The sequence below is a fragment of the Staphylococcus sp. SUC_1.2 genome, from assembly GCF_026222585.1.
Window position 1 is genome coordinate 16,063 of record NZ_JANJPM010000012.1, and the last position, 18,542, is coordinate 34,604.

At 33.3% G+C, this 18,542-nt stretch carries 22 protein-coding genes; all 22 read right to left on the reverse strand.

Going from position 1 to position 18,542, the window contains the following annotated elements:
* Positions 1-2: 2 nt before the first annotated feature.
* Positions 3-1,268, reverse strand: coding sequence for a UDP-N-acetylglucosamine 1-carboxyvinyltransferase (murA, locus tag NR218_RS05660; protein ID WP_049419939.1), 1,266 nt, complete (start codon positions 1,266-1,268; stop codon positions 3-5).
* A gap of 106 nt (positions 1,269-1,374) precedes the next feature.
* The gene (locus NR218_RS05665; RefSeq protein WP_017175136.1) at positions 1,375-1,605 is read right to left on the reverse strand and encodes a DUF1146 family protein; all 231 of its coding nucleotides are present in this window, start codon (positions 1,603-1,605) and stop codon (positions 1,375-1,377) included.
* A 313-nt stretch (positions 1,606-1,918) separates the two neighbouring features.
* Complete coding sequence (locus tag NR218_RS05670; RefSeq protein ID WP_002448708.1) at positions 1,919-2,320, reverse strand: F0F1 ATP synthase subunit epsilon; 402 nt, start codon at positions 2,318-2,320, stop codon at positions 1,919-1,921.
* A 21-nt stretch (positions 2,321-2,341) separates the two neighbouring features.
* Entirely contained in the window at positions 2,342-3,754 is a 1,413-nt protein-coding gene (gene atpD / locus NR218_RS05675; RefSeq protein ID WP_017175135.1) for a F0F1 ATP synthase subunit beta, read from the reverse strand.
* 21 nt (positions 3,755-3,775) lie between these two features.
* The gene (gene atpG / locus NR218_RS05680) at positions 3,776-4,642 is read right to left on the reverse strand and encodes an ATP synthase F1 subunit gamma (protein WP_017175134.1); all 867 of its coding nucleotides are present in this window, start codon (positions 4,640-4,642) and stop codon (positions 3,776-3,778) included.
* Between the two features lie 31 nt (positions 4,643-4,673).
* The gene (gene atpA / locus NR218_RS05685; RefSeq protein WP_017175133.1) at positions 4,674-6,182 is read right to left on the reverse strand and encodes a F0F1 ATP synthase subunit alpha; all 1,509 of its coding nucleotides are present in this window, start codon (positions 6,180-6,182) and stop codon (positions 4,674-4,676) included.
* Positions 6,183-6,200: 18 nt separating this feature from the next.
* On the reverse strand, positions 6,201-6,740 hold the full coding sequence (locus NR218_RS05690; RefSeq protein ID WP_017175132.1) for a F0F1 ATP synthase subunit delta: 540 nt from the start codon (positions 6,738-6,740) through the stop codon (positions 6,201-6,203).
* Entirely contained in the window at positions 6,740-7,270 is a 531-nt protein-coding gene (locus tag NR218_RS05695) for a F0F1 ATP synthase subunit B (RefSeq protein WP_017175131.1), read from the reverse strand. The genes NR218_RS05690 and NR218_RS05695 overlap by 1 nt, the downstream gene beginning before the upstream one ends.
* Positions 7,271-7,356: 86 nt before the next feature.
* Entirely contained in the window at positions 7,357-7,569 is a 213-nt protein-coding gene (gene atpE / locus NR218_RS05700; protein ID WP_002448651.1) for a F0F1 ATP synthase subunit C, read from the reverse strand.
* 32 nt (positions 7,570-7,601) lie between these two features.
* Positions 7,602-8,327, reverse strand: coding sequence for a F0F1 ATP synthase subunit A (gene atpB, locus NR218_RS05705; protein ID WP_002448665.1), 726 nt, complete (start codon positions 8,325-8,327; stop codon positions 7,602-7,604).
* A gap of 28 nt (positions 8,328-8,355) precedes the next feature.
* Positions 8,356-8,703: an ATP synthase subunit I gene (locus NR218_RS05710; RefSeq protein WP_017175130.1), complete on the reverse strand. Its 348-nt coding sequence runs from the start codon at positions 8,701-8,703 to the stop codon at positions 8,356-8,358.
* Between the two features lie 147 nt (positions 8,704-8,850).
* Positions 8,851-9,996, reverse strand: a complete 1,146-nt coding sequence (gene wecB / locus NR218_RS05715) for a non-hydrolyzing UDP-N-acetylglucosamine 2-epimerase (RefSeq protein WP_265883276.1) — start codon at positions 9,994-9,996, stop codon at positions 8,851-8,853.
* 19 nt (positions 9,997-10,015) lie between these two features.
* Positions 10,016-10,645 carry a uracil phosphoribosyltransferase gene (gene upp, locus NR218_RS05720; protein ID WP_017175128.1) on the reverse strand — a complete coding sequence of 210 codons (630 nt, stop codon included), beginning with the start codon at positions 10,643-10,645 and terminating at the stop codon, positions 10,016-10,018.
* Between the two features lie 24 nt (positions 10,646-10,669).
* Positions 10,670-11,908 (reverse strand): serine hydroxymethyltransferase, encoded by a 1,239-nt coding sequence (glyA, locus tag NR218_RS05725; protein ID WP_265883277.1) that lies wholly within the window; start codon positions 11,906-11,908, stop codon positions 10,670-10,672.
* A 24-nt stretch (positions 11,909-11,932) separates the two neighbouring features.
* Positions 11,933-12,457, reverse strand: a complete 525-nt coding sequence (locus NR218_RS05730; RefSeq protein ID WP_265883278.1) for a TIGR01440 family protein — start codon at positions 12,455-12,457, stop codon at positions 11,933-11,935.
* A gap of 109 nt (positions 12,458-12,566) precedes the next feature.
* Positions 12,567-12,983 (reverse strand): low molecular weight protein arginine phosphatase, encoded by a 417-nt coding sequence (locus NR218_RS05735; protein WP_265883279.1) that lies wholly within the window; start codon positions 12,981-12,983, stop codon positions 12,567-12,569.
* Positions 12,980-14,020 carry an L-threonylcarbamoyladenylate synthase gene (locus NR218_RS05740; protein ID WP_019835609.1) on the reverse strand — a complete coding sequence of 347 codons (1,041 nt, stop codon included), beginning with the start codon at positions 14,018-14,020 and terminating at the stop codon, positions 12,980-12,982. Before NR218_RS05740 ends, NR218_RS05735 begins: the two co-directional genes overlap by 4 nt.
* An 84-nt stretch (positions 14,021-14,104) precedes the next feature.
* Positions 14,105-14,941 carry a peptide chain release factor N(5)-glutamine methyltransferase gene (gene prmC / locus NR218_RS05745; RefSeq protein ID WP_070859296.1) on the reverse strand — a complete coding sequence of 279 codons (837 nt, stop codon included), beginning with the start codon at positions 14,939-14,941 and terminating at the stop codon, positions 14,105-14,107.
* Positions 14,928-16,004: a peptide chain release factor 1 gene (prfA, locus tag NR218_RS05750; protein ID WP_061544548.1), complete on the reverse strand. Its 1,077-nt coding sequence runs from the start codon at positions 16,002-16,004 to the stop codon at positions 14,928-14,930. The genes prmC and prfA overlap by 14 nt, the downstream gene beginning before the upstream one ends.
* A complete protein-coding gene (locus tag NR218_RS05755) occupies positions 16,004-16,603 on the reverse strand; it encodes a thymidine kinase (RefSeq protein ID WP_017175121.1) in 600 nt (199 codons plus the stop codon). The genes prfA and NR218_RS05755 overlap by 1 nt, the downstream gene beginning before the upstream one ends.
* A 174-nt stretch (positions 16,604-16,777) precedes the next feature.
* Complete coding sequence (locus tag NR218_RS05760; protein ID WP_002448672.1) at positions 16,778-17,035, reverse strand: type B 50S ribosomal protein L31; 258 nt, start codon at positions 17,033-17,035, stop codon at positions 16,778-16,780.
* A 115-nt stretch (positions 17,036-17,150) separates the two neighbouring features.
* Positions 17,151-18,467, reverse strand: a complete 1,317-nt coding sequence (rho, locus tag NR218_RS05765; protein ID WP_017175120.1) for a transcription termination factor Rho — start codon at positions 18,465-18,467, stop codon at positions 17,151-17,153.
* Positions 18,468-18,542 lie beyond the last annotated feature (75 nt).

An 18,542-nucleotide genomic window follows, 5' to 3' on the forward strand; every position in this document is an offset into this window, starting at 1 on the left:
AATTAGTCATCGACTCTTTTGATATCTGCACCAAGTGATTTTAACTTCTCATGGAAATTAACATAACCACGATCTAAGTGTTTAAGTTCTGTCACTTGAGTTGTACCTTCTGCCACTAAACCAGCCAAAATAAGAGCTGCGGCTGCTCTTAAATCCGTAGCTTTTACTTGAGCACCTTGTAGTTGACTTTTACCTTCTATTTTAGCACTTCTACCTTCTACATTAATATTAGCATTCATTCTTCTAAATTCTGCAACATGCATAAATCTATTTTCAAATACTGTTTCAGTTACCACTTTATGGCCTTCAGCTGTTAATAATAATGCCATCATTTGTGATTGCATATCTGTAGGGAAACCTGGATGAGGCAGTGTTTTAATATCTACAGGTTGAAGTTCACCATTTGTAGTAACATGTACACCTTCCTCATTAAAATCGAGGTTAACTCCCATTTCTTCTAATTTATAAATTAAACTTGTCATATGTTCTTTAACAGCACCTTTTACAAAAACATCTCCTCTTGTAATTGCTGCTGCGATAATAAGTGTACCTGCTTCAATACGATCAGGTATAATTGCATGTTCAACGCCCGTTAATTTTTCAACACCATGGATAGTAATGGTATCTGTACCAGCACCAACAACGTTACCACCCATTTCATTGATATAATTAGCTAAATCTACAATTTCAGGTTCTTTAGCTACATTTTCGATAACTGTTTTTCCTTGTGCTAAAGAAGCACCCATTATAATATTTTGAGTTGCACCTACACTTGGAAAATCTAGATGAATATTTGCACCTTTCAATCCCTCTTTAGTGCTTGCGTATATATTTCCGTTTTCTAAATGAATTTCTGCACCTAAGGCTTCAAAACCTTTGATATGTTGTTCAATTGGACGAGCACCAATTGCACAGCCACCTGGTAATGCAACGATTGCATGACCTAAACGTGCTAATAAAGGTCCCATTACTAACACACTTGCTCTCATTTTACTCACATATTCATAAGGCGCTTCTTCATTTAGTGTAGCAGAAGCATCAACTGTAACTGATCTGTTTTCTTTATCATAATCCACTTTAGCATTTAAAGTAGATAAAACATTATTGATAGTAACAACATCACTTAAATCTGGCACATTGGTTAATTTACTTTGTCCTTCAGACGCTAATAACGATGCTGTAAGGACAGGTAATACAGCATTTTTAGCTCCTTCTACTTGAACTTCACCAGTAAGGCGATTGCCTCCATTTATAATTATCTTATCCATATTAATCCTCCACATTAAACTCCTATTTCTTATAACATTTCCCATTTTGAATTACTTATTTAATTAGTATATCTACATTTTTAGTTAATTAGTAGAAATTCATTTTTTAAAATAAATATTTAATTTGTGTAGAATACTGTAATAAATCCACGATAAAGTTACTTACTGCAGTACCCATTAAAATTGCTAAGAAAATCATACACACTTGTAGTTGTGTTGAATATCCTTTTTTAAAAAATTGATCTAATCTGAGAGAATGTAATGCCCAGTACGCAATACATATACATATTACATGTAAAAATAGATGTATTATTGCAAATTGCCCAACATATTCCATTCTTTTCTCTCCTTAAAGATTTCTGTAATATATTGTACATTAAAAAAGTTAATAATGATACATAAGAACGTTACGATATTTAATAAAAGTAACTAAAATAAAAATTTAAAGTTATTATCATTCTAAGTTCTTTTATTTACAATAAAAAAAGAGCTTGAAACACCATTAAATGTCTCAAACTCTTTTAATATATTAAGAATAATTAACTAAACCAATAATATTTTAATATCTGTTACTTTTTCATTAACCATTCTCACTAAATTGAAATAATATATTCATCATAAATATTATCCCACATCATTTAATTTAATCATTATTTTAATTCAGCTACACGCAGACGGTTTTCCGCTCTAGCTAATGCGCGTTTAGCTCGGTTAATGTCACTGTTATCCTCTTCATCTAAATGAGACTGAGCTCTTTGACGAGCCAACTTAGCTCTTTCTACATCAATCTCACTAGCTGTTTCAGCTGTTTGAACAATGACAGATACTTTATGTTGTCTAATTTCAACAAAGCCACCACTAACAGCTATATACTCAGTACCATTCTTAAACTTAACTTTAATATGGCCTATCTTTAATGCGGCAACTGTCGGAATATGTCCACTCATGATACCTATTTCGCCCGCAGTAGTTTGAAATACAACGAGTTCAACATCATCTTTTTCGTAGACTGAACCATTAGGAGTGACAATATCAAGATTTACTGTGTTCATTATCTTTACCTCCTAATTAGTTTAAACTTCAACACCCATATCTTTAGCTTTAGCAATAACATCATCCATACTTCCAACTAAACGGAACGCATCCTCAGGAATATGATCATATTTACCATTTAAGATATCTTTAAAGTCCGCTACAGTTGTTTTAACTGGAACATAAGAACCTTTTTGACCAGTAAATTGTTCAGCCACATGGAAGTTTTGTGATAAGAAGAATTGAATTCTACGCGCACGTTCTACTGTTAATTTATCTTCTTCAGATAATTCATCCATACCTAAAATTGCAATGATATCTTGTAATTCTCTGTATTTTTGTAATGTAGATTGAACTTCACGTGCAACTTCATAATGTTCTTGTCCAACAATAGATGGTTCTAAAGCTCTAGAAGTTGAAGCTAATGGGTCTACCGCAGGATAAATACCCATTTCAGTTAATTTACGTTCTAAGTTTGTTGTTGCATCTAAATGCGCGAACGCAGTTGCTGGTGCTGGGTCAGTATAGTCATCGGCAGGAACGAATACTGCTTGAATTGAAGTGACTGAACCTTTATTAGTAGATGTAATACGTTCTTGTAATTGACCCATTTCAGTTGCTAATGTTGGTTGATAACCTACAGCTGAAGGCATACGTCCTAATAATGCTGAAACTTCAGAACCAGCTTGAGTAAAGCGGAAAATATTGTCAATGAATAAAAGTACATCTTGACCTTGTTCATCACGGAAATATTCAGCCATTGTCAATGCAGATAAAGCAACACGCATACGCGCACCTGGTGGCTCATTCATTTGTCCAAATACCATGGCAGTTTTATTGATAACGCCACTATCGCTCATTTCATAGTATAAATCGTTACCTTCACGAGTACGTTCACCTACACCAGCGAATACAGAAATACCACCATGTTCTTGAGCGATATTATTGATTAATTCTTGAATTAATACAGTTTTACCTACACCGGCACCACCGAATAAACCAATCTTACCACCCTTAATATAAGGTGCTAATAAGTCTACAACTTTGATACCTGTTTCAAGGATTTCTACTTCAGTAGACAATTCATCAAAATTAGGTTGACGACGATGAATTGGATCACGTCTAACAGAACTATCTATTTTTTCATTTAAATCTATTGTTTCTCCTAAAACGTTAAACACACGTCCAAGTGTTTCTTCACCTACAGGAACACTAATATCTTTACCAGTATTCACAACTTGCATACCACGTTGAACACCATCAGTTGAATCCATTGCAATAGTACGAACAACATCATCACCTAATTGCAATGCAACTTCTAATGTTAATTTGAATGTGCCATCATTTTTAGGGACTTCAATAATTAGGGCATTATTAATTTCAGGGACTTCATTATGTTCGAATCGAACATCAATTACAGGACCCATAACCTGAGTTACACGGCCATTACCCATGTTGTTTCCTCCTTTAAAATATTATTCAAGTGCGGCAGAACCACCAACAATTTCTGTAATTTGTTGAGTGATTTCAGCTTGTCTCGCTCTATTATATTGTAATGATAAGTCATCAATAAGTTCAGTTGCATTATCAGATGCATTTTTCATTGCAGTCATACGTGCTGCATGTTCACTAGCCTTAGCATCAAGAATCGTTCCATAGATTAAACTTTCAACGTATTGTGGAAGAATAACTCTTAAGATTGAGTCTTTATCTGGTTCAAATTCATATGACGACATTTGACCTTGGCCTTGACTAGAATCTTCTTGAGATAATGGTAGAACTTGTTTAACAGAAGGTTTATTTTCAAGAACACTAACATAGTGGCTATAATAAATCTTAAGTTCATCAATATGTTCTTCACTGAATAAGTCAATCGCATGCTTAGCGATAGCTTGTATTGATTTAAATGAAGGTTGATCAGGTACATCAACAAGTGAACTTTCAACTTCATAACCTCTATTTTTAAGGAAATCAACACCGGATTGACCTAAAACAATAATGCTATATTCATCACTATTTGTATGTTTTTCTTTAATGTCATTGACTAGTCGTTTAAGCACATTCGAACTATAAGCACCCGCTAATCCTTTGTCACTTGTAATAACCAGGTAACCACTACGTTGAATGTGTCTTGGTCTTAACATTGGATGACTTGAATTTTTACTTGCGCCTGCAATAGCAGTTATCGCATCTTGCATTTTTTCCATATAAGGTTCGAATTGCTTAGTATTTTTTTCAGCTCGACGTAATTTAGAACTTGAAACCATGTTCATCGCTTTAGTAATCTGTTTCATTTTTTTCGTCGATTTAATACGACTATCTATCTCTTTAAGAGAAGCCATTATCTCACCACCTTTTTGATTTAAAGTTTAGTTATTCAGACTTGCTAAAACTTTTCTTAAATTCATTAATAGCTGATTCAAATTTAGCATCATCAGGAAGGTTACCAGTTTCTCTGATTTCTCCTAATAATTCTGAAGCATTTGATTTAGACCAACTATTTAATTCATCTTCAAAACGTGTAATGTCTTCTACAGGAATGTCATCTAAATAACCTTTTGTTAAGGCATAAATAATTAACACTTGATTTTCAACAGGAAGTGGTTTGTTTTGATCTTGTTTTAAAACTTCAACCGTACGTTTACCACGTTCTAATTTTCTAGCAGTATATTCGTCTAAATCAGAACCAAATTGTGCAAATGATTCTAACTCACGATAAGATGCTAAATCTAAACGTAATGTACCGGCAACTTTTTTCATTGCTTTAATTTGTGCTGAACCACCAACACGTGATACAGACTGACCGGCATTGATCGCAGGTCGTACACCTGAGAAGAATAAATCAGATTGTAAGAAAATTTGTCCGTCAGTAATTGAAATTACGTTAGTTGGAACATATGCAGAGATATCTCCAGCTTGTGTTTCAATGATAGGTAAAGCTGTAATTGAACCGCCACCTAATGCATCGCTTAATTTAGCTGCTCTTTCTAACAATCTACTGTGTAAGTAGAAGACGTCCCCTGGATATGCTTCACGACCTGGAGGTCTGCGTAATAATAATGATAATTCACGATAAGCTGCTGCTTGTTTAGTTAAATCATCATATACAACAAGTACATTTTTTCCATTAAACATGAACTCTTCACCCATTGTTACTCCTGAATAAGGGGCAATGTATAATAATGGTGCTGGTTCCGCTGCTGATGCAGATACAACAATTGTGTAGTCTAAAGCACCAGCTTGACGTAATTTTTCAACGTTTGCACGTACTGTTGAATCTTTTTGACCAATAGCTACATAAATACAAATTGTATCTAAACCTTTTTGGTTTAAAATTGTATCAATACCAATCGTTGTTTTACCTGTTTGTCTATCACCAATGATTAACTCACGTTGTCCACGACCAATTGGTACTAATGCGTCAATCGCTTTAATACCAGTTTGTAATGGTTCATCAACTGATTTACGATCCATAACACCTGTTGCTTTTTGCTCAACAGGGCGTGTCTTAGTTGAATTGATAGGACCTTGTCCATCAATTGGTTGACCAAGTGGATTTACAACACGTCCGATAAGTTCTTCACCTACTGGCACTTCCATGATACGGCCAGTACGTTTAACTTCGTCGCCTTCTCTAATTTCACTATAAGGTCCTAAGATTACGACACCCACATTTGATTCTTCAAGGTTTTGTGCTAAACCAAGCACTCCATTTGAAAACTCTACAAGCTCACCAGCCATACAATCATTTAATCCGTGAATTAATGCAATACCATCACCAATTTGAAGGACGGTACCTACATCATCAACAGACATTTCTGACTCATAGTTTTCAATTTGTGAGCGAAGTAATGCACTGATTTCTTCAGCTTTGATGGCCATCTATGTCACTCCTCTTTTTTAATTAACTCTTTTAAATTTACGCTCTATTTGTTCTAAATCATTTTTTATACTGCCATCTAATACAGTAGTCCCAACTTTTGCTCTAAAACCGCCAATTAAGTTAGGATTTATTTTAGTTGTAATATGTACTTTAGACAATTTAGTTTTGTTAAGAATTACTCTTTCAATACGAGATAATTCTTCTTCATTCAATTGATATACAGATTCAACCAAAGCATCACCTTGATTATAATGATGGTCATACAAATGTTTAAATTCTTTAAAGATAGAATGGATAAGCGCTAAATGACGATTATTTGCTAAAATCATTAGCATATTTTTTAAGTAATAGTTCGCATCCCCAAATACAATACCTGCGAATTTACGTCGTTCAGAAGCAGGCTGATTAGGATTTGAATCAATTGCTTTTAAATCATCAATGTAATTTAAAGTTGCATGACTAACTTCTTGTAATTCTTCATACATTAAATCTAATCGATCTTTATCTATAGAGACATCAAATAAAGCTTTAGCATATTTTTTTGCTACATCTGCCATTATTTATCGCCTGCCTCTTTAAGATACTTATCAACGAGACCTTTTTGATCTTGTTCTGAAATTTCTTTTTGTAAAACTTTAGAAGCTATTAAAACAGATAACTCAGAAACTTGATTATTAATATCTGCAAGAGCGCGTTCTTTTTCACTGTTGATTTCACTTTGTGCTGTTTCAATCATACCGTTTGCACGTTCATGTGCATCTTTAATAATTTCTTCATGTTGTTTACGTGCTTGAATTCTTGCATCTTCAAGAATATGATGAACTTCATCTTGTGTTTCTTTAAGTGTCTTTTTATTTTCTTCTTCAAGTTTTTGTGCATTCAATTTTGCTTCTTCAGCTTCGTCAATATCTCTATTGATATCGCGTTCACGTTTATCCATTACTTCTTTTAATGGACCCCAAGCAAATTTTTTCAATAACGCTAATAGGATTATAAATGTAATAATTGTAACAATTGTTGTTCCCCATTCAACGCCACCTGTAGTTGCACCTAAAACAAATGAATTAGTTAATGCGTTCACTGGCATTTGACACTCCTTTCATTATTAATCATCACTTTGCCACTAAATAAAACGAATGGCGAAGATCAAAGAGACTTCGCCTCGAACATTTCTTATCTGAATAATGTCATGAATGAGATAACAACGCCGATGATTGGTAATGCTTCAACTAAACCAATACCAATGAACATAATACTCATTAATTGACCACGTGCTTCTGGTTGACGTGCTACACCTTCAACTGTTCTAGAAACAATAAGACCGTTACCGATACCAGCACCTAATGCTGATAAACCGATTGCAATTGCTGCTGCGATTAAACCCATATTAATAATTCCTCCTAAAATGTTTGTTTATGTTAATGTGCGTCCGCAACTTTATGGGACATGTAAACCATAGATAGCATAATAAAGATATATGCTTGGATTGTACCGACAAAGATTGAGAATCCTTGCCATATAATTAAGCCAGGAATACTAATTATCCAGCCCCAGCCGTTTTGGAAAAACAGGCCAGCTAATAGTGATAATAGTAACTCACCAGCAAAAATATTACCGTAAAGACGTAAACCTAGTGTTAATGTTGAAGAGAATTCTTCAAAGACATTAATAATTGCTAATGGCCAGAAAGGTTTAAAGTAATTACCAACATATGCTTTTGTTCCACGCATTTTAACACCATAGTAATGTGTTAATAAAATCATCATCGTAGATAACGTCAACGTTACAGTCGCGTCAGCAGTTGGAGATTTCCACCATAAATAATGATCATGTGTAACAATTGCAAATGGTAAACCTAGCATATTGGCAACAAAAATAAATAAAATTAATGTTACCGCCAAGAAGTGAAATTGACCACCTTTTTTCCAAGCCATGTTACTCTCAATAATGCCTCTTACAAAATCGAAAATCCATTCGATAAAGTTTTGTTTGCCACTAGGTCTTTTCTTAAGATTACGCGTACAAACAATAGCTATTATAAAAACAATAATAGCAGTAATAATAAGCATCATAATACTTGCTAAGTTGAAAACAATATCAAATCCAAACACATTCCAACTTACGAGTGGGGATTTGTGATCCATGTACTCACCTCTTTCTGTATATAGTTTACTATTTTAGCAAGAGAGGGCGAAAAATGATTAATACATAAGAAATCATAAGGCCTATCATTATACCAATGATATTTACATTCTCTTTAAAGACAACCCATACTATACATGCAATAATTGCGACTAAGTATCTCCATACATTACCTGTAGAAATATGTATATTATCTGGTTGTTTTGCCCTAGAAAGATATATCTCAAAAATGTATGTGTTGATTAGAGACCCAAGTGTCCCAATTATTAAGCCTAATAAAAAAGAATTAGATTTAATAAAATACAAAATACTTAACAATATTAAAAAATAAATGTAATATTGAATGAATTGTCTAAATATGATGCTGAACCGTTTCATTCTTTGTGCCTCCAAAACTTATGACAATCATGGAAACCGTTCCACTCATACAATTTTAATAATAATATAGGGTAATTTATGTGTCAATTCTATTCAAATTGTTGTTGAATTCAACACCGATATTGTCATAAAATGTTCACAAATAAATCAACAATTTTTTAACTTTTCAAATTCTTTAGGTATTTCTTCAGTTAATCCTAAATAGTATTTAATACTATCACATATACGTTCAGATGCCTTTCCATCTCCATAAGGATTTTGAGCATAGGCCATATTATTATAAACTTGTTTGTTCTTTAATAATTTTCTTATTTCTTGATACACATGTGTATACTCTGTTCCAATTACTTTTAATGTTCCAGCTTCTACACCTTCAGATCTTTCAGTTACATCTCTAAGAACTAAAACTGGTTTATTTAATGATGGTGCTTCTTCTTGAATGCCTCCAGAATCAGTCAAAATTAAATAAGCATGATTAGCAAAATTATGAAAATCGACAACATCTAATGGTTCAATAAGCTCTATCCTTGGATGATTTTCTAAATAAGCGTATGATAGTTTTCTAACTTCGGGATTCATATGTAAAGGAAAAACTACTACAACGTCTTCAATATCTTCAACGATATCTCTAACTGCTTTGAAAATATGTTCCATAGGTTTTCCAATATTCTCTCTACGATGAACGGTCAGCAATACAATTTTTTTATTTTTATGCTTTTTTATCAACTCAGAAGTATAATTTTTATTAATTGTAAAATTTAGTGTATCAATGGCAGTATTGCCAGTAATCACTATAGATGTCTTATCTTTGTTTTCTTGAATTAGATTGCGTTTTGCACCAATAGTAGGAGCAAAGTGTAAATCGGCAATATTACTAACCATCTGCCGATTTATTTCTTCTGGAAAAGGCGCATATTTATTCCCACTTCTAAGACCAGCTTCTACGTGGCCTACAGATATATGATTATAAAATGCTGCTAATGCACCAGAAAAAGTAGTTGTTGTATCACCATGAACAAGTACCATATCTGGACATTTTTTTTTCATAATTTGCTCAAGTTGAATAATAGATTTAGCTGTTATTTCTGAAAGAGTTTGCCCTTTTTTCATGATATTCAAATCATAATGTGGTTTTATGTTGAATGTTTTTAAAACTGAATCAAGCATTTCTCTATGTTGAGCAGTTACAACAATAATTGGTTCTAGCATTGAATCTTTTTCAAGTGCTTTAACTAAAGGTGCCATTTTAATTGCTTCCGGTCTTGTACCAAAGACTGTCATAATCTTTCTCATAATATTTACTCCTATAGTACTATTTAGTACCAAATAATCTATCCCCAGCATCTCCTAAACCAGGTGTAATATATGCTTTTTCATTAAGTTTTTCATCTAAAGCTGCAATATAGATATCAACATCTTCATGCGCTTCTTGCATTTTTTCAACACCCTCAGGTGCGGCAATTAAACACATAAAACGAATATTCTTTGCACCTCGATTTTTTAGTGAATTGATTGCTTCGATTGCTGAAGCGCCTGTAGCTAACATTGGATCAACTACTATAATTTCACGTTCATCGATATCTTGAGGTAATTTAGCAAAATATTCTACTGCTTTTAATGTTTTAGGATCACGATACAAACCAATATGTCCTACACGAGCAGCTGGAACTAAGCTTAATACACCATCTGTCATCCCTAATCCTGCTCTTAAAATAGGTACAATTGCTAATTTTTTTCCAGCTAATCGTTTTGCTGTCATAGTTGTTACAGGTGTTTCAATTTCTACATCTTGCAATTGTAAATCTCTTGTAACTTCATATGCCATTAGCATACCTACTTCATCAACAAGCTCTCTAAATTCTTTTGTTCCAGTATTTTTATCACGAATGTAACTCAATTTATGTTGAATGAGTGGGTGATCAAATACATGTACTTTACTCATAATTCATTTCCTCCATTTATGTTGTTATTCATATAGCGGATATTGTTGAGTCAATTGTTTTACTCTATCACTAGCTTCTTTCAATTTTGCTTGGTCAGTTGAATTTTTTAATGCTGTACTGATAATTAAAGCTACTTCTTTAAATGCTACTTCATCAAAACCACGCGTCGTTGCAGCAGGAGTGCCTAGTCTAATTCCACTTGTAACGAATGGTTTCTCCTGATCAAAAGGTATTGTATTTTTATTACATGTAATACCAATTGAATCTAATGTTTCTTCAGCCTGTTTACCCGTTAAATTAACTGATTGTTTCACATCTACTGAAACTAGATGATTATCTGTACCTCCTGAAACAATTCTAAATCCTTCATTTTGAAGTGTTTCAGCTAAAGTTTTAGCATTTTTAATGACTTGTTCTTGATACACTTTGAAACCTGGTTCTAAAGCTTCTCCAAAAGCAACAGCTTTTGCAGCAATCACATGTTCTAGTGGTCCACCTTGAATTCCAGGAAATATTGTCTTATCTATCTCTTTTTTATACTTTTCCTTGCAAAGAATCAGGCCTCCACGTGGTCCTCTCAACGTTTTATGAGTTGTACTGGTAACAAAGTCAGCATATTCTACAGGATTAGGATGTAATCCAGTTGCTACTAAACCTGCAATGTGTGCCATATCAACCATTAATTTAGCACCAACTTCATCAGCAATTTCTTTAAATTTCTTAAAATCTAATTGTCTAGAATACGCTGACGTACCAGCTACAATTAATTTAGGCTTATGTTTCTGTGCCAATTCACGAATTTCATCATAATTAATTCTTTCAGTTTCTTTATCTACGCCATAATCGATAAAGTTATAAAACTTACCACTAAAATTAACTGAAGCACCGTGAGTTAAATGACCACCATGACTTAAATTCATTCCAAGCACAGTATCTCCCATCTCTAAAGCAACTAAATACACTGCCATATTAGCTTGAGAACCTGAATGGGGTTGTACATTTGCATGTTCAGCTCCGAATAAAGCTTTGATACGTTCAATAGCTATTGTTTCCGTAACATCAACATATTCACAACCACCATAGTAACGACGACCTGGATAGCCTTCTGCATATTTATTTGTCATTACAGATCCTTGCGCTTCCATTACCGCTTCTGAAACGAAGTTCTCTGAAGCAATGAGCTCAATATTATTGTTTTGACGGTTGTATTCATTTTGAATGGCTTCATAAATAATGTGATCTTGTTCTTTAATATAAGACATATATTCCCCTTCTTCCTTTAGAACTTATTCATATTTAGCTCTTTCTCCACCAATTTTTTTTGGTCTTGAAGTAGCGATTGTAACTGTAGCTTCACCAACTTTTTTAACGCTTGTTCTCAACGGAACACAAACATGATTAATGTGCATTCCAATAAGCGTTTGACCAATATCAATACCTTTAGGCACTTTTATATATTCAATGACTATTGGATCTTTCATATGTTGATAGGCATATGTAGCAAGACTTCCTCCTGCATGAACATCTGGTACAACAGTTACTTCTTCCATAGTAAATGGATTATAATCTTCACGCTCAATTGTAATCGCTCTATTAATATGTTCACAACCTTGAAACGCAAATGAAACGCCCGTTTCACGTTTTATATGTTCCAATTCATTAAAAATAGTTTCAGCAACTTCCATTGAACCAACTGACCCAATTTTTTCCCCAATTACTTCAGAAGTTGAACATCCTATCACACAAATCTCATCTTTTTTGAAAAACGATTGAGTTTTCAATTCATCCAGTAAAGTTGTAAGTTCTTGCATATTATTTCACCTCACTTGCAAAGATAAAAAGAAGCATAGCTGACAAGCTATACTTCTTTATTATAACTTATTTATTACTCAACTTATACTATTAGCGTAATATTTCTCTTTATTCTTCGTGTTTCAATTTGCTAATAAGAGAATATAATTGATTAAATGTGTGACGATAGGTATCTATACTACCGCCAAATGGATCATCTATTTCACCTGTTTCTGATACATACTCACATAATGTATAAATAGGATATTCTGTCCCAAATTGACTGATTAACTGTCGTTTATGACTATTGGTCATTGTTAAAATTAAATCACTTTTTAAGTCATCTTGACTGAATGTTTGAGATACAGAAGGTTCTGGTAAATTATTTTCTAAAATAACTTCTAATGCTTCAGGAGTAATGGATTGTCCATTCATTGCAAATAATCCACGTGATTGAATAGAATCGTTAGGTAGAAGCGCTGTAGCTATACTTTCAGCAATAGGACTTCTACAAGTATTTCCAGTACATACAAATATTATCTTCATAATTCTCTTCCTTTAACTATTTGATTTCCCGTTGCTTTTAGCATACGATTCATAACTGCTTCAGAACCTTCAATATTATCAAAAGTATAAATAAATGCTTTTTTTATTCGTTCATCATCATCAATGTCATGTAAAATTTTATATAAGTTATGATTAGCCCCTTTAACATCTCTTTGATTTTCACAAAGAGAGATAAATATACCATCTTTAGGTACATACTTTTTCATACTAGAAGGTAAAACAAATGCTAACCCTGATTCATTTAACTCAGAAATAGGTTGTGTCAATTCAGTTAACATATATACAGGTGTTTTAGGTGCATAGTGTTTATATTTCATACCTGGTGCTATGGGACGTTCTAATTGATTATAATCATATTGAATGACGCTGTGAGGTACCACCTGATTAAGCATTGTTTGAGTAATTGATCCTGGTCTTGCTATTCTAAAAGGAAATTGGGTACAATCTAAAACTGTACTCTCCAAGCCTTCTTCACTTTGATCGCCATTCACAATACCATCTATTTTTCCATTTAAATCATTATAAACATGTTGAAATGTCGTTGGAGAAGGTCTTCCACTTATATTTGCACTGGGTGCTGCGATTGGTAAATCAACATATTCTAATATGGCTCTTCCAATTGGATGACTTGGCATTCTTACAGCAATAGAATTAAGACCACCTGTCACTTTCTCACATAAATATCCTTGTTTTAAAGGAAGAATAAACGAGATTGGGCCAGGCCAAAATGCATTCATTAATTTCTTAGCTTCCTTAGGGATAGTTGATACAAATGCATCCATTTGTGATTGCTTGTAAATATGAACAATCAGTGGGTTATCAGACGGGCGTCCTTTGGCTTTATAAATGTTTTCTACTGCCTGTTCATTTTTAGCATTGGCACCTAAACCGTACACTGTTTCAGTAGGTATCGCAATTAGGCCACCATTTTCATAAATAGTTTTTATTTCTGCTAATTGAGAAAACGTGTGGGGATCTTGACTATAATCTTTCATATTCCATATATTTGTTTTCACTTTGATCACACCTTTCACATATGTGAAATTATTAAAGAAAAAGAAGTGGGTTAGAAAATAATACATTTCTTTCCCACTCCACTATTACCACTTAAATGAAATCATTCTATTTAATCCGTTAATATCTTTCAAGAGATTTACATTCACATGCGGATATTTATTTATAATACGTGCTTTTAATATTTCTCCTTGATTATATCCAATTTCAAAAGTTACATAAGCCCCTTTATTAAGTACTTTTGGTAAATCATCTAGAATCATCTCATAAATTTCATACCCTTCATCCTCAGCAAATAACGCGATATGAGGTTCATACTTTACTACCGTATCTTCCATATCTTTCATCTCAGTTTGATCAATATAAGGAGGGTTTGAAATTAAGCCATCTAATTTAATATTTTCTTTAATAAGTGGTTTAAGGGCGTTACCTTTTAGAAATCTGATATCCGCTTTTAATTGATGTGCATTATCAGATGCTACCTCTAGAGTATCTTCAATAAGATCTGTGGCTATTACATTTAAGGTTGGATTTAGTTTTTTAAGTACAATTGCAATCGCTCCACTGCCTGTTCCTATATCAGCAATTGTACTTCCATCTTTACAATGCTTTAAAAAATGAAGCATAACTTCTTCTGTTTCTGGACGTGGAATAAGACATTGAGAATTTACTTGTAATTGATATCCATAAAATGATTGAAAACCAACAATATATTGAATAGGCTCTCCTAATAACATACGGTCTAATGCAAGTGAAAATTTTGCTTCTTCAGCTTGAGACATCTCATCATACATATGCATTAAATAATCAGTCCTAGACCATTTAAATAAGTCTAACATCAGCCATTCCGCTCTAGATTGCTCAAATCCTTTTTCTTTTGTTAATTCAATCGCTTCTTGTAAGGTATCTTTAAAGCTCGCCATTATTTAGTTCTTTCAGTTTTTCAGTTTGCTCAGAAAGTGTTAATGCATCAATAATTTCATCCAATTTACCTTCCATAATTTGGTCGAGCTTTTGTAAAGTTAAACCAATTCGATGATCTGTCACACGACTTTGAGGATAATTATAAGTTCGTACACGTTCAGAACGATCTCCTGTCCCTATAGCTGATTTACGTTGAGCTGCATACTTTTGTTGTTCTTCTTGTAATTTCATATCATATAATCGTGCTTTTAATACTTTTAATGCTTTTTCACGGTTTTGAATTTGTGATTTTTCTGAAGACGTTGCAATAATACCGGTTGGAATATGTGTAATACGCACAGCAGAGTCTGTAGTATTAACGTGTTGACCACCAGCACCACTTGAACGATACGTATCAATTTTCAAATCTTCATTACGCACTTCAATTTCTACATCTTCAACTTCAGGTAATACAGCTACAGTCGCTGTAGATGTATGAATACGTCCTCCAGATTCTGTTTCGGGCACACGTTGTACACGATGAGCACCATTTTCAAATTTCAACTTACTATAGGCACCACTACCTGAAACTGAAAAACTGATTTCTTTATATCCACCATGATCACTTTCTGCCGCTTCAACAATTTCAGTTTTAAAATTTTGAGATTCCGCATATTTTGTATACATTCTTAATAAATCGCCTGCGAAAATAGCTGCTTCATCTCCACCAGCTGCTGCTCTAATTTCGACAATAACGTCTTTTTCATCGTTTGGATCTTTAGGAATTAACAAGAATTTAAGTTGTTCTTCTAATTCAGGAAGTTCACTTTTTAATCCAGATGCTTCTTCTTTTAACATTTCAATTTCTTCTTTATCATCTGTTTCAGTTAGCATTTCATCTATTTCTGCTACTTCTTCTTTTTTACTTTTGTAATCTCTATAAACATCTACTGTTTTCTGTAAATCAGCTTGCTCTTTAGAATATTTTCGTAATTTATCTGGATCGTTGACGATTTCTGGATCACTTAACATTTCATTTAACTGTTCATATCTTTCTTCAACAATATCTAATTGATCAAACACTATATTTCCTCCTTGTCATTGATGCTAGGTGCTACAATATGATGTGCTCTGCATCTTGGCTCATAACTTTCATTTGCTCCTACTAATATAATTGGGTCATCAATTCTTGCTGGTTGTCCATCGATTAAACGTTGCGTCCGACTTGATGACGAACCACATACTGCACAAACGGCTTGTAATTTGGTCACTTGTTCACTTACAGCCATAATTTGAGGCATGGGGTCAAAAGGTTCACCTCTAAAGTCCATGTCTAAACCTGCTACTACAACTCTATGACCCTCTTCAGCTAGCTTTTCTACTATATGTACAATTTCATTATCAAAAAATTGAATTTCATCTATCCCTATGACATCAAATTGAGATAAATTTTGTAATAGTATTTCTCTAGCTGTTGAAATATTAATGGCTTCTAGTTCATTACCATCATGTGATACAACTTTTTCTTTATGATACCGGTCATCAATAGCCGGTTTAAATACGATTACTTTTTGTTTAGCATAAATTCCTCTTCTTAATCGACGAATTAATTCTTCCGATTTACCACTAAACATACTTCCAGTAATGCATTCAATCCAACCAGAATGGTAAGTTTCATACATTATAAGTTCCACCTTTTTCAAAACATAATCGCTTAATTATATCATATTTTCGTTTATTATAAATGAGTTTATTACTGGGTTATCATTGAACAAATGAATAAAATAGTTTAGAAATAAAAAAATACCTGCTTAATTCTATACATAATAGATTAGGCAGGCATTTTAAGTTCAAAATTAATTGTTGTTTGATTTGAGACCAAACTTTTTGTTGAAACGTTCCACACGACCATCCGCAGCAGCGAATTTTTGACGTCCTGTGTAGAATGGATGTGAATCAGATGATACATCTAAGCGAATAACTGGGTATTCGTTACCATCTTCCCATTCCATTGTTTCTGAAGAAGTTTTAGTAGAACCACTTAAGAATTTAAAGTTAGTTGTTGTATCTAAAAAGATGACTTTGTGGTAATCAGGATGAATTCCTTGTTTCATTTTTTTCAGCTCCTTTGCCCTGAACCATCTGGAACAGAGTTATTTGTGAGTTTTTACCCAATACTGTGTAATTATAATAGTTATTGAAGGAAAACGCAACCCTCAATCATATATTTTAGATAATTGGTTTTCCTGTTTTTGTACTTTCAGCGGCTGCCTTTTGCAATTGTTCAAAAAATTCTTTGTTATTTTCTGAACGTTTTAATTTTCTTATAAAACGCTCTGTAAAATCGGTAGAATCAGTAAACATATTTCTAAGTTGCCATAATGAGTCTAATTCGGACTTGCTAATTAATAATTCTTCTTTACGTGTAGAACTACGTCCAATATCAATAGCTGGGAATATTCGACGTTCGGATAATTTACGATCAAGATGAAGTTCCATATTACCTGTACCTTTGAACTCTTCATAAATCATATCATCCATACGTGAACCTGTATCTACTAAAGCTGTTGCTAAAATAGTTAGGCTACCACCTGCTTCAATATTACGCGCAGCACCGAAAAATGCTTTAGGCTTATGTAAGGATGCTGGATCCAAACCACCTGACAATGTTCTACCACTAGGCGGGATAACAAGATTATATGCTCTTGCTAAACGCGTAATAGAGTCCATCAAGATAATGACATCTTGTCCTATCTCTACAAGACGTTTTGCTCTTTCTAGTAATAACTCTGCTACCTTAACGTGGTGTTGAGGAGGTTCATCAAAAGTGGAATGTACTACTTCTGCTGACTCTACTGAACGCTCTATATCAGTTACCTCTTCAGGTCGTTCACCTACTAATAATATAAATAATTTAGCATCTGGTTTATTTGTACTAATTGCATTTGCAATTTCTTTAAGTAATGACGTTTTACCAGCTTTAGGAGGAGCAACAATAAGACCACGTTGACCTAAACCAATTGGAGTAACTAAATCCATAATTCGAGTAGAATAGTTTTGAGGCTCTGTTTCAAGAATAATTCTTTCCTCTGGGTATAACGGAGTAAGTGCTTGGAAATGAGGACGTTTTTTTACAACTTCTGCATTTTCATCATTAACAAAGTCAACTTGTAGAAGTCCATAGTATTTTTCATTGTCTTTAGGCTTTCGTACTTTTCCAGTTACTTTATCGCCTCGTTTAATTTCAAAACGTCTAATTTGACTAGCTGATATATATATATCTTTTTCACCTTTAGAATAATTAACGGTTCTTAAGAAACCATATCCATCAGGTTGTATATCATCTAAAACACCCTCCATATAGTAATTTCCATCTTTTTCCATTTGAGCTTCCATAATTGCCAAGACAAGCTCACTTTTATTCAATTTACTATAATTAGTTAGTTTTAATGATTTTGCTTTTTGCGTAAGTTCTTTTGTCGTATAATTTTTATACAATTCATGAAAAGATTCATATTGTGGTGATGTTCGTTCTCTTTCAGGCATAAATTGCACCCATTTCTTATATTTTTATAAAAATCATCTAGCTACTAGCATTGTCAAATCATCTAAATGATTATA

Bases quoted from the DNA above. Each gene is read 5' to 3' on its own strand.
- murA (WP_049419939.1), bottom strand. From the start codon at position 1,268: ATGGATAAGATAATTATAAATGGAGGCAATCGCCTTACTGGTGAAGTT.
- NR218_RS05665 (WP_017175136.1), bottom strand. From the start codon at position 1,605: ATGGAATATGTTGGGCAATTTGCAATAATACATCTATTTTTACATGTA.
- NR218_RS05670 (WP_002448708.1), bottom strand. From the start codon at position 2,320: ATGAACACAGTAAATCTTGATATTGTCACTCCTAATGGTTCAGTCTAC.
- atpD (WP_017175135.1), bottom strand. From the start codon at position 3,754: ATGGGTAATGGCCGTGTAACTCAGGTTATGGGTCCTGTAATTGATGTT.
- atpG (WP_017175134.1), bottom strand. From the start codon at position 4,642: ATGGCTTCTCTTAAAGAGATAGATAGTCGTATTAAATCGACGAAAAAA.
- atpA (WP_017175133.1), bottom strand. From the start codon at position 6,182: ATGGCCATCAAAGCTGAAGAAATCAGTGCATTACTTCGCTCACAAATT.
- NR218_RS05690 (WP_017175132.1), bottom strand. From the start codon at position 6,740: ATGGCAGATGTAGCAAAAAAATATGCTAAAGCTTTATTTGATGTCTCT.
- NR218_RS05695 (WP_017175131.1), bottom strand. From the start codon at position 7,270: ATGCCAGTGAACGCATTAACTAATTCATTTGTTTTAGGTGCAACTACA.
- atpE (WP_002448651.1), bottom strand. From the start codon at position 7,569: ATGGGTTTAATCGCAGCAGCAATTGCAATCGGTTTATCAGCATTAGGT.
- atpB (WP_002448665.1), bottom strand. From the start codon at position 8,327: ATGGATCACAAATCCCCACTCGTAAGTTGGAATGTGTTTGGATTTGAT.
- NR218_RS05710 (WP_017175130.1), bottom strand. From the start codon at position 8,703: ATGAAACGGTTCAGCATCATATTTAGACAATTCATTCAATATTACATT.
- wecB (WP_265883276.1), bottom strand. From the start codon at position 9,996: ATGAGAAAGATTATGACAGTCTTTGGTACAAGACCGGAAGCAATTAAA.
- upp (WP_017175128.1), bottom strand. From the start codon at position 10,645: ATGAGTAAAGTACATGTATTTGATCACCCACTCATTCAACATAAATTG.
- glyA (WP_265883277.1), bottom strand. From the start codon at position 11,908: ATGTCTTATATTAAAGAACAAGATCACATTATTTATGAAGCCATTCAA.
- NR218_RS05730 (WP_265883278.1), bottom strand. From the start codon at position 12,457: ATGCAAGAACTTACAACTTTACTGGATGAATTGAAAACTCAATCGTTT.
- NR218_RS05735 (WP_265883279.1), bottom strand. From the start codon at position 12,983: ATGAAGATAATATTTGTATGTACTGGAAATACTTGTAGAAGTCCTATT.
- prmC (WP_070859296.1), bottom strand. From the start codon at position 14,941: ATGGCGAGCTTTAAAGATACCTTACAAGAAGCGATTGAATTAACAAAA.
- NR218_RS05755 (WP_017175121.1), bottom strand. From the start codon at position 16,603: ATGTATGAAACTTACCATTCTGGTTGGATTGAATGCATTACTGGAAGT.
- NR218_RS05760 (WP_002448672.1), bottom strand. From the start codon at position 17,035: ATGAAACAAGGAATTCATCCTGATTACCACAAAGTCATCTTTTTAGAT.
- rho (WP_017175120.1), bottom strand. From the start codon at position 18,467: ATGCCTGAAAGAGAACGAACATCACCACAATATGAATCTTTTCATGAA.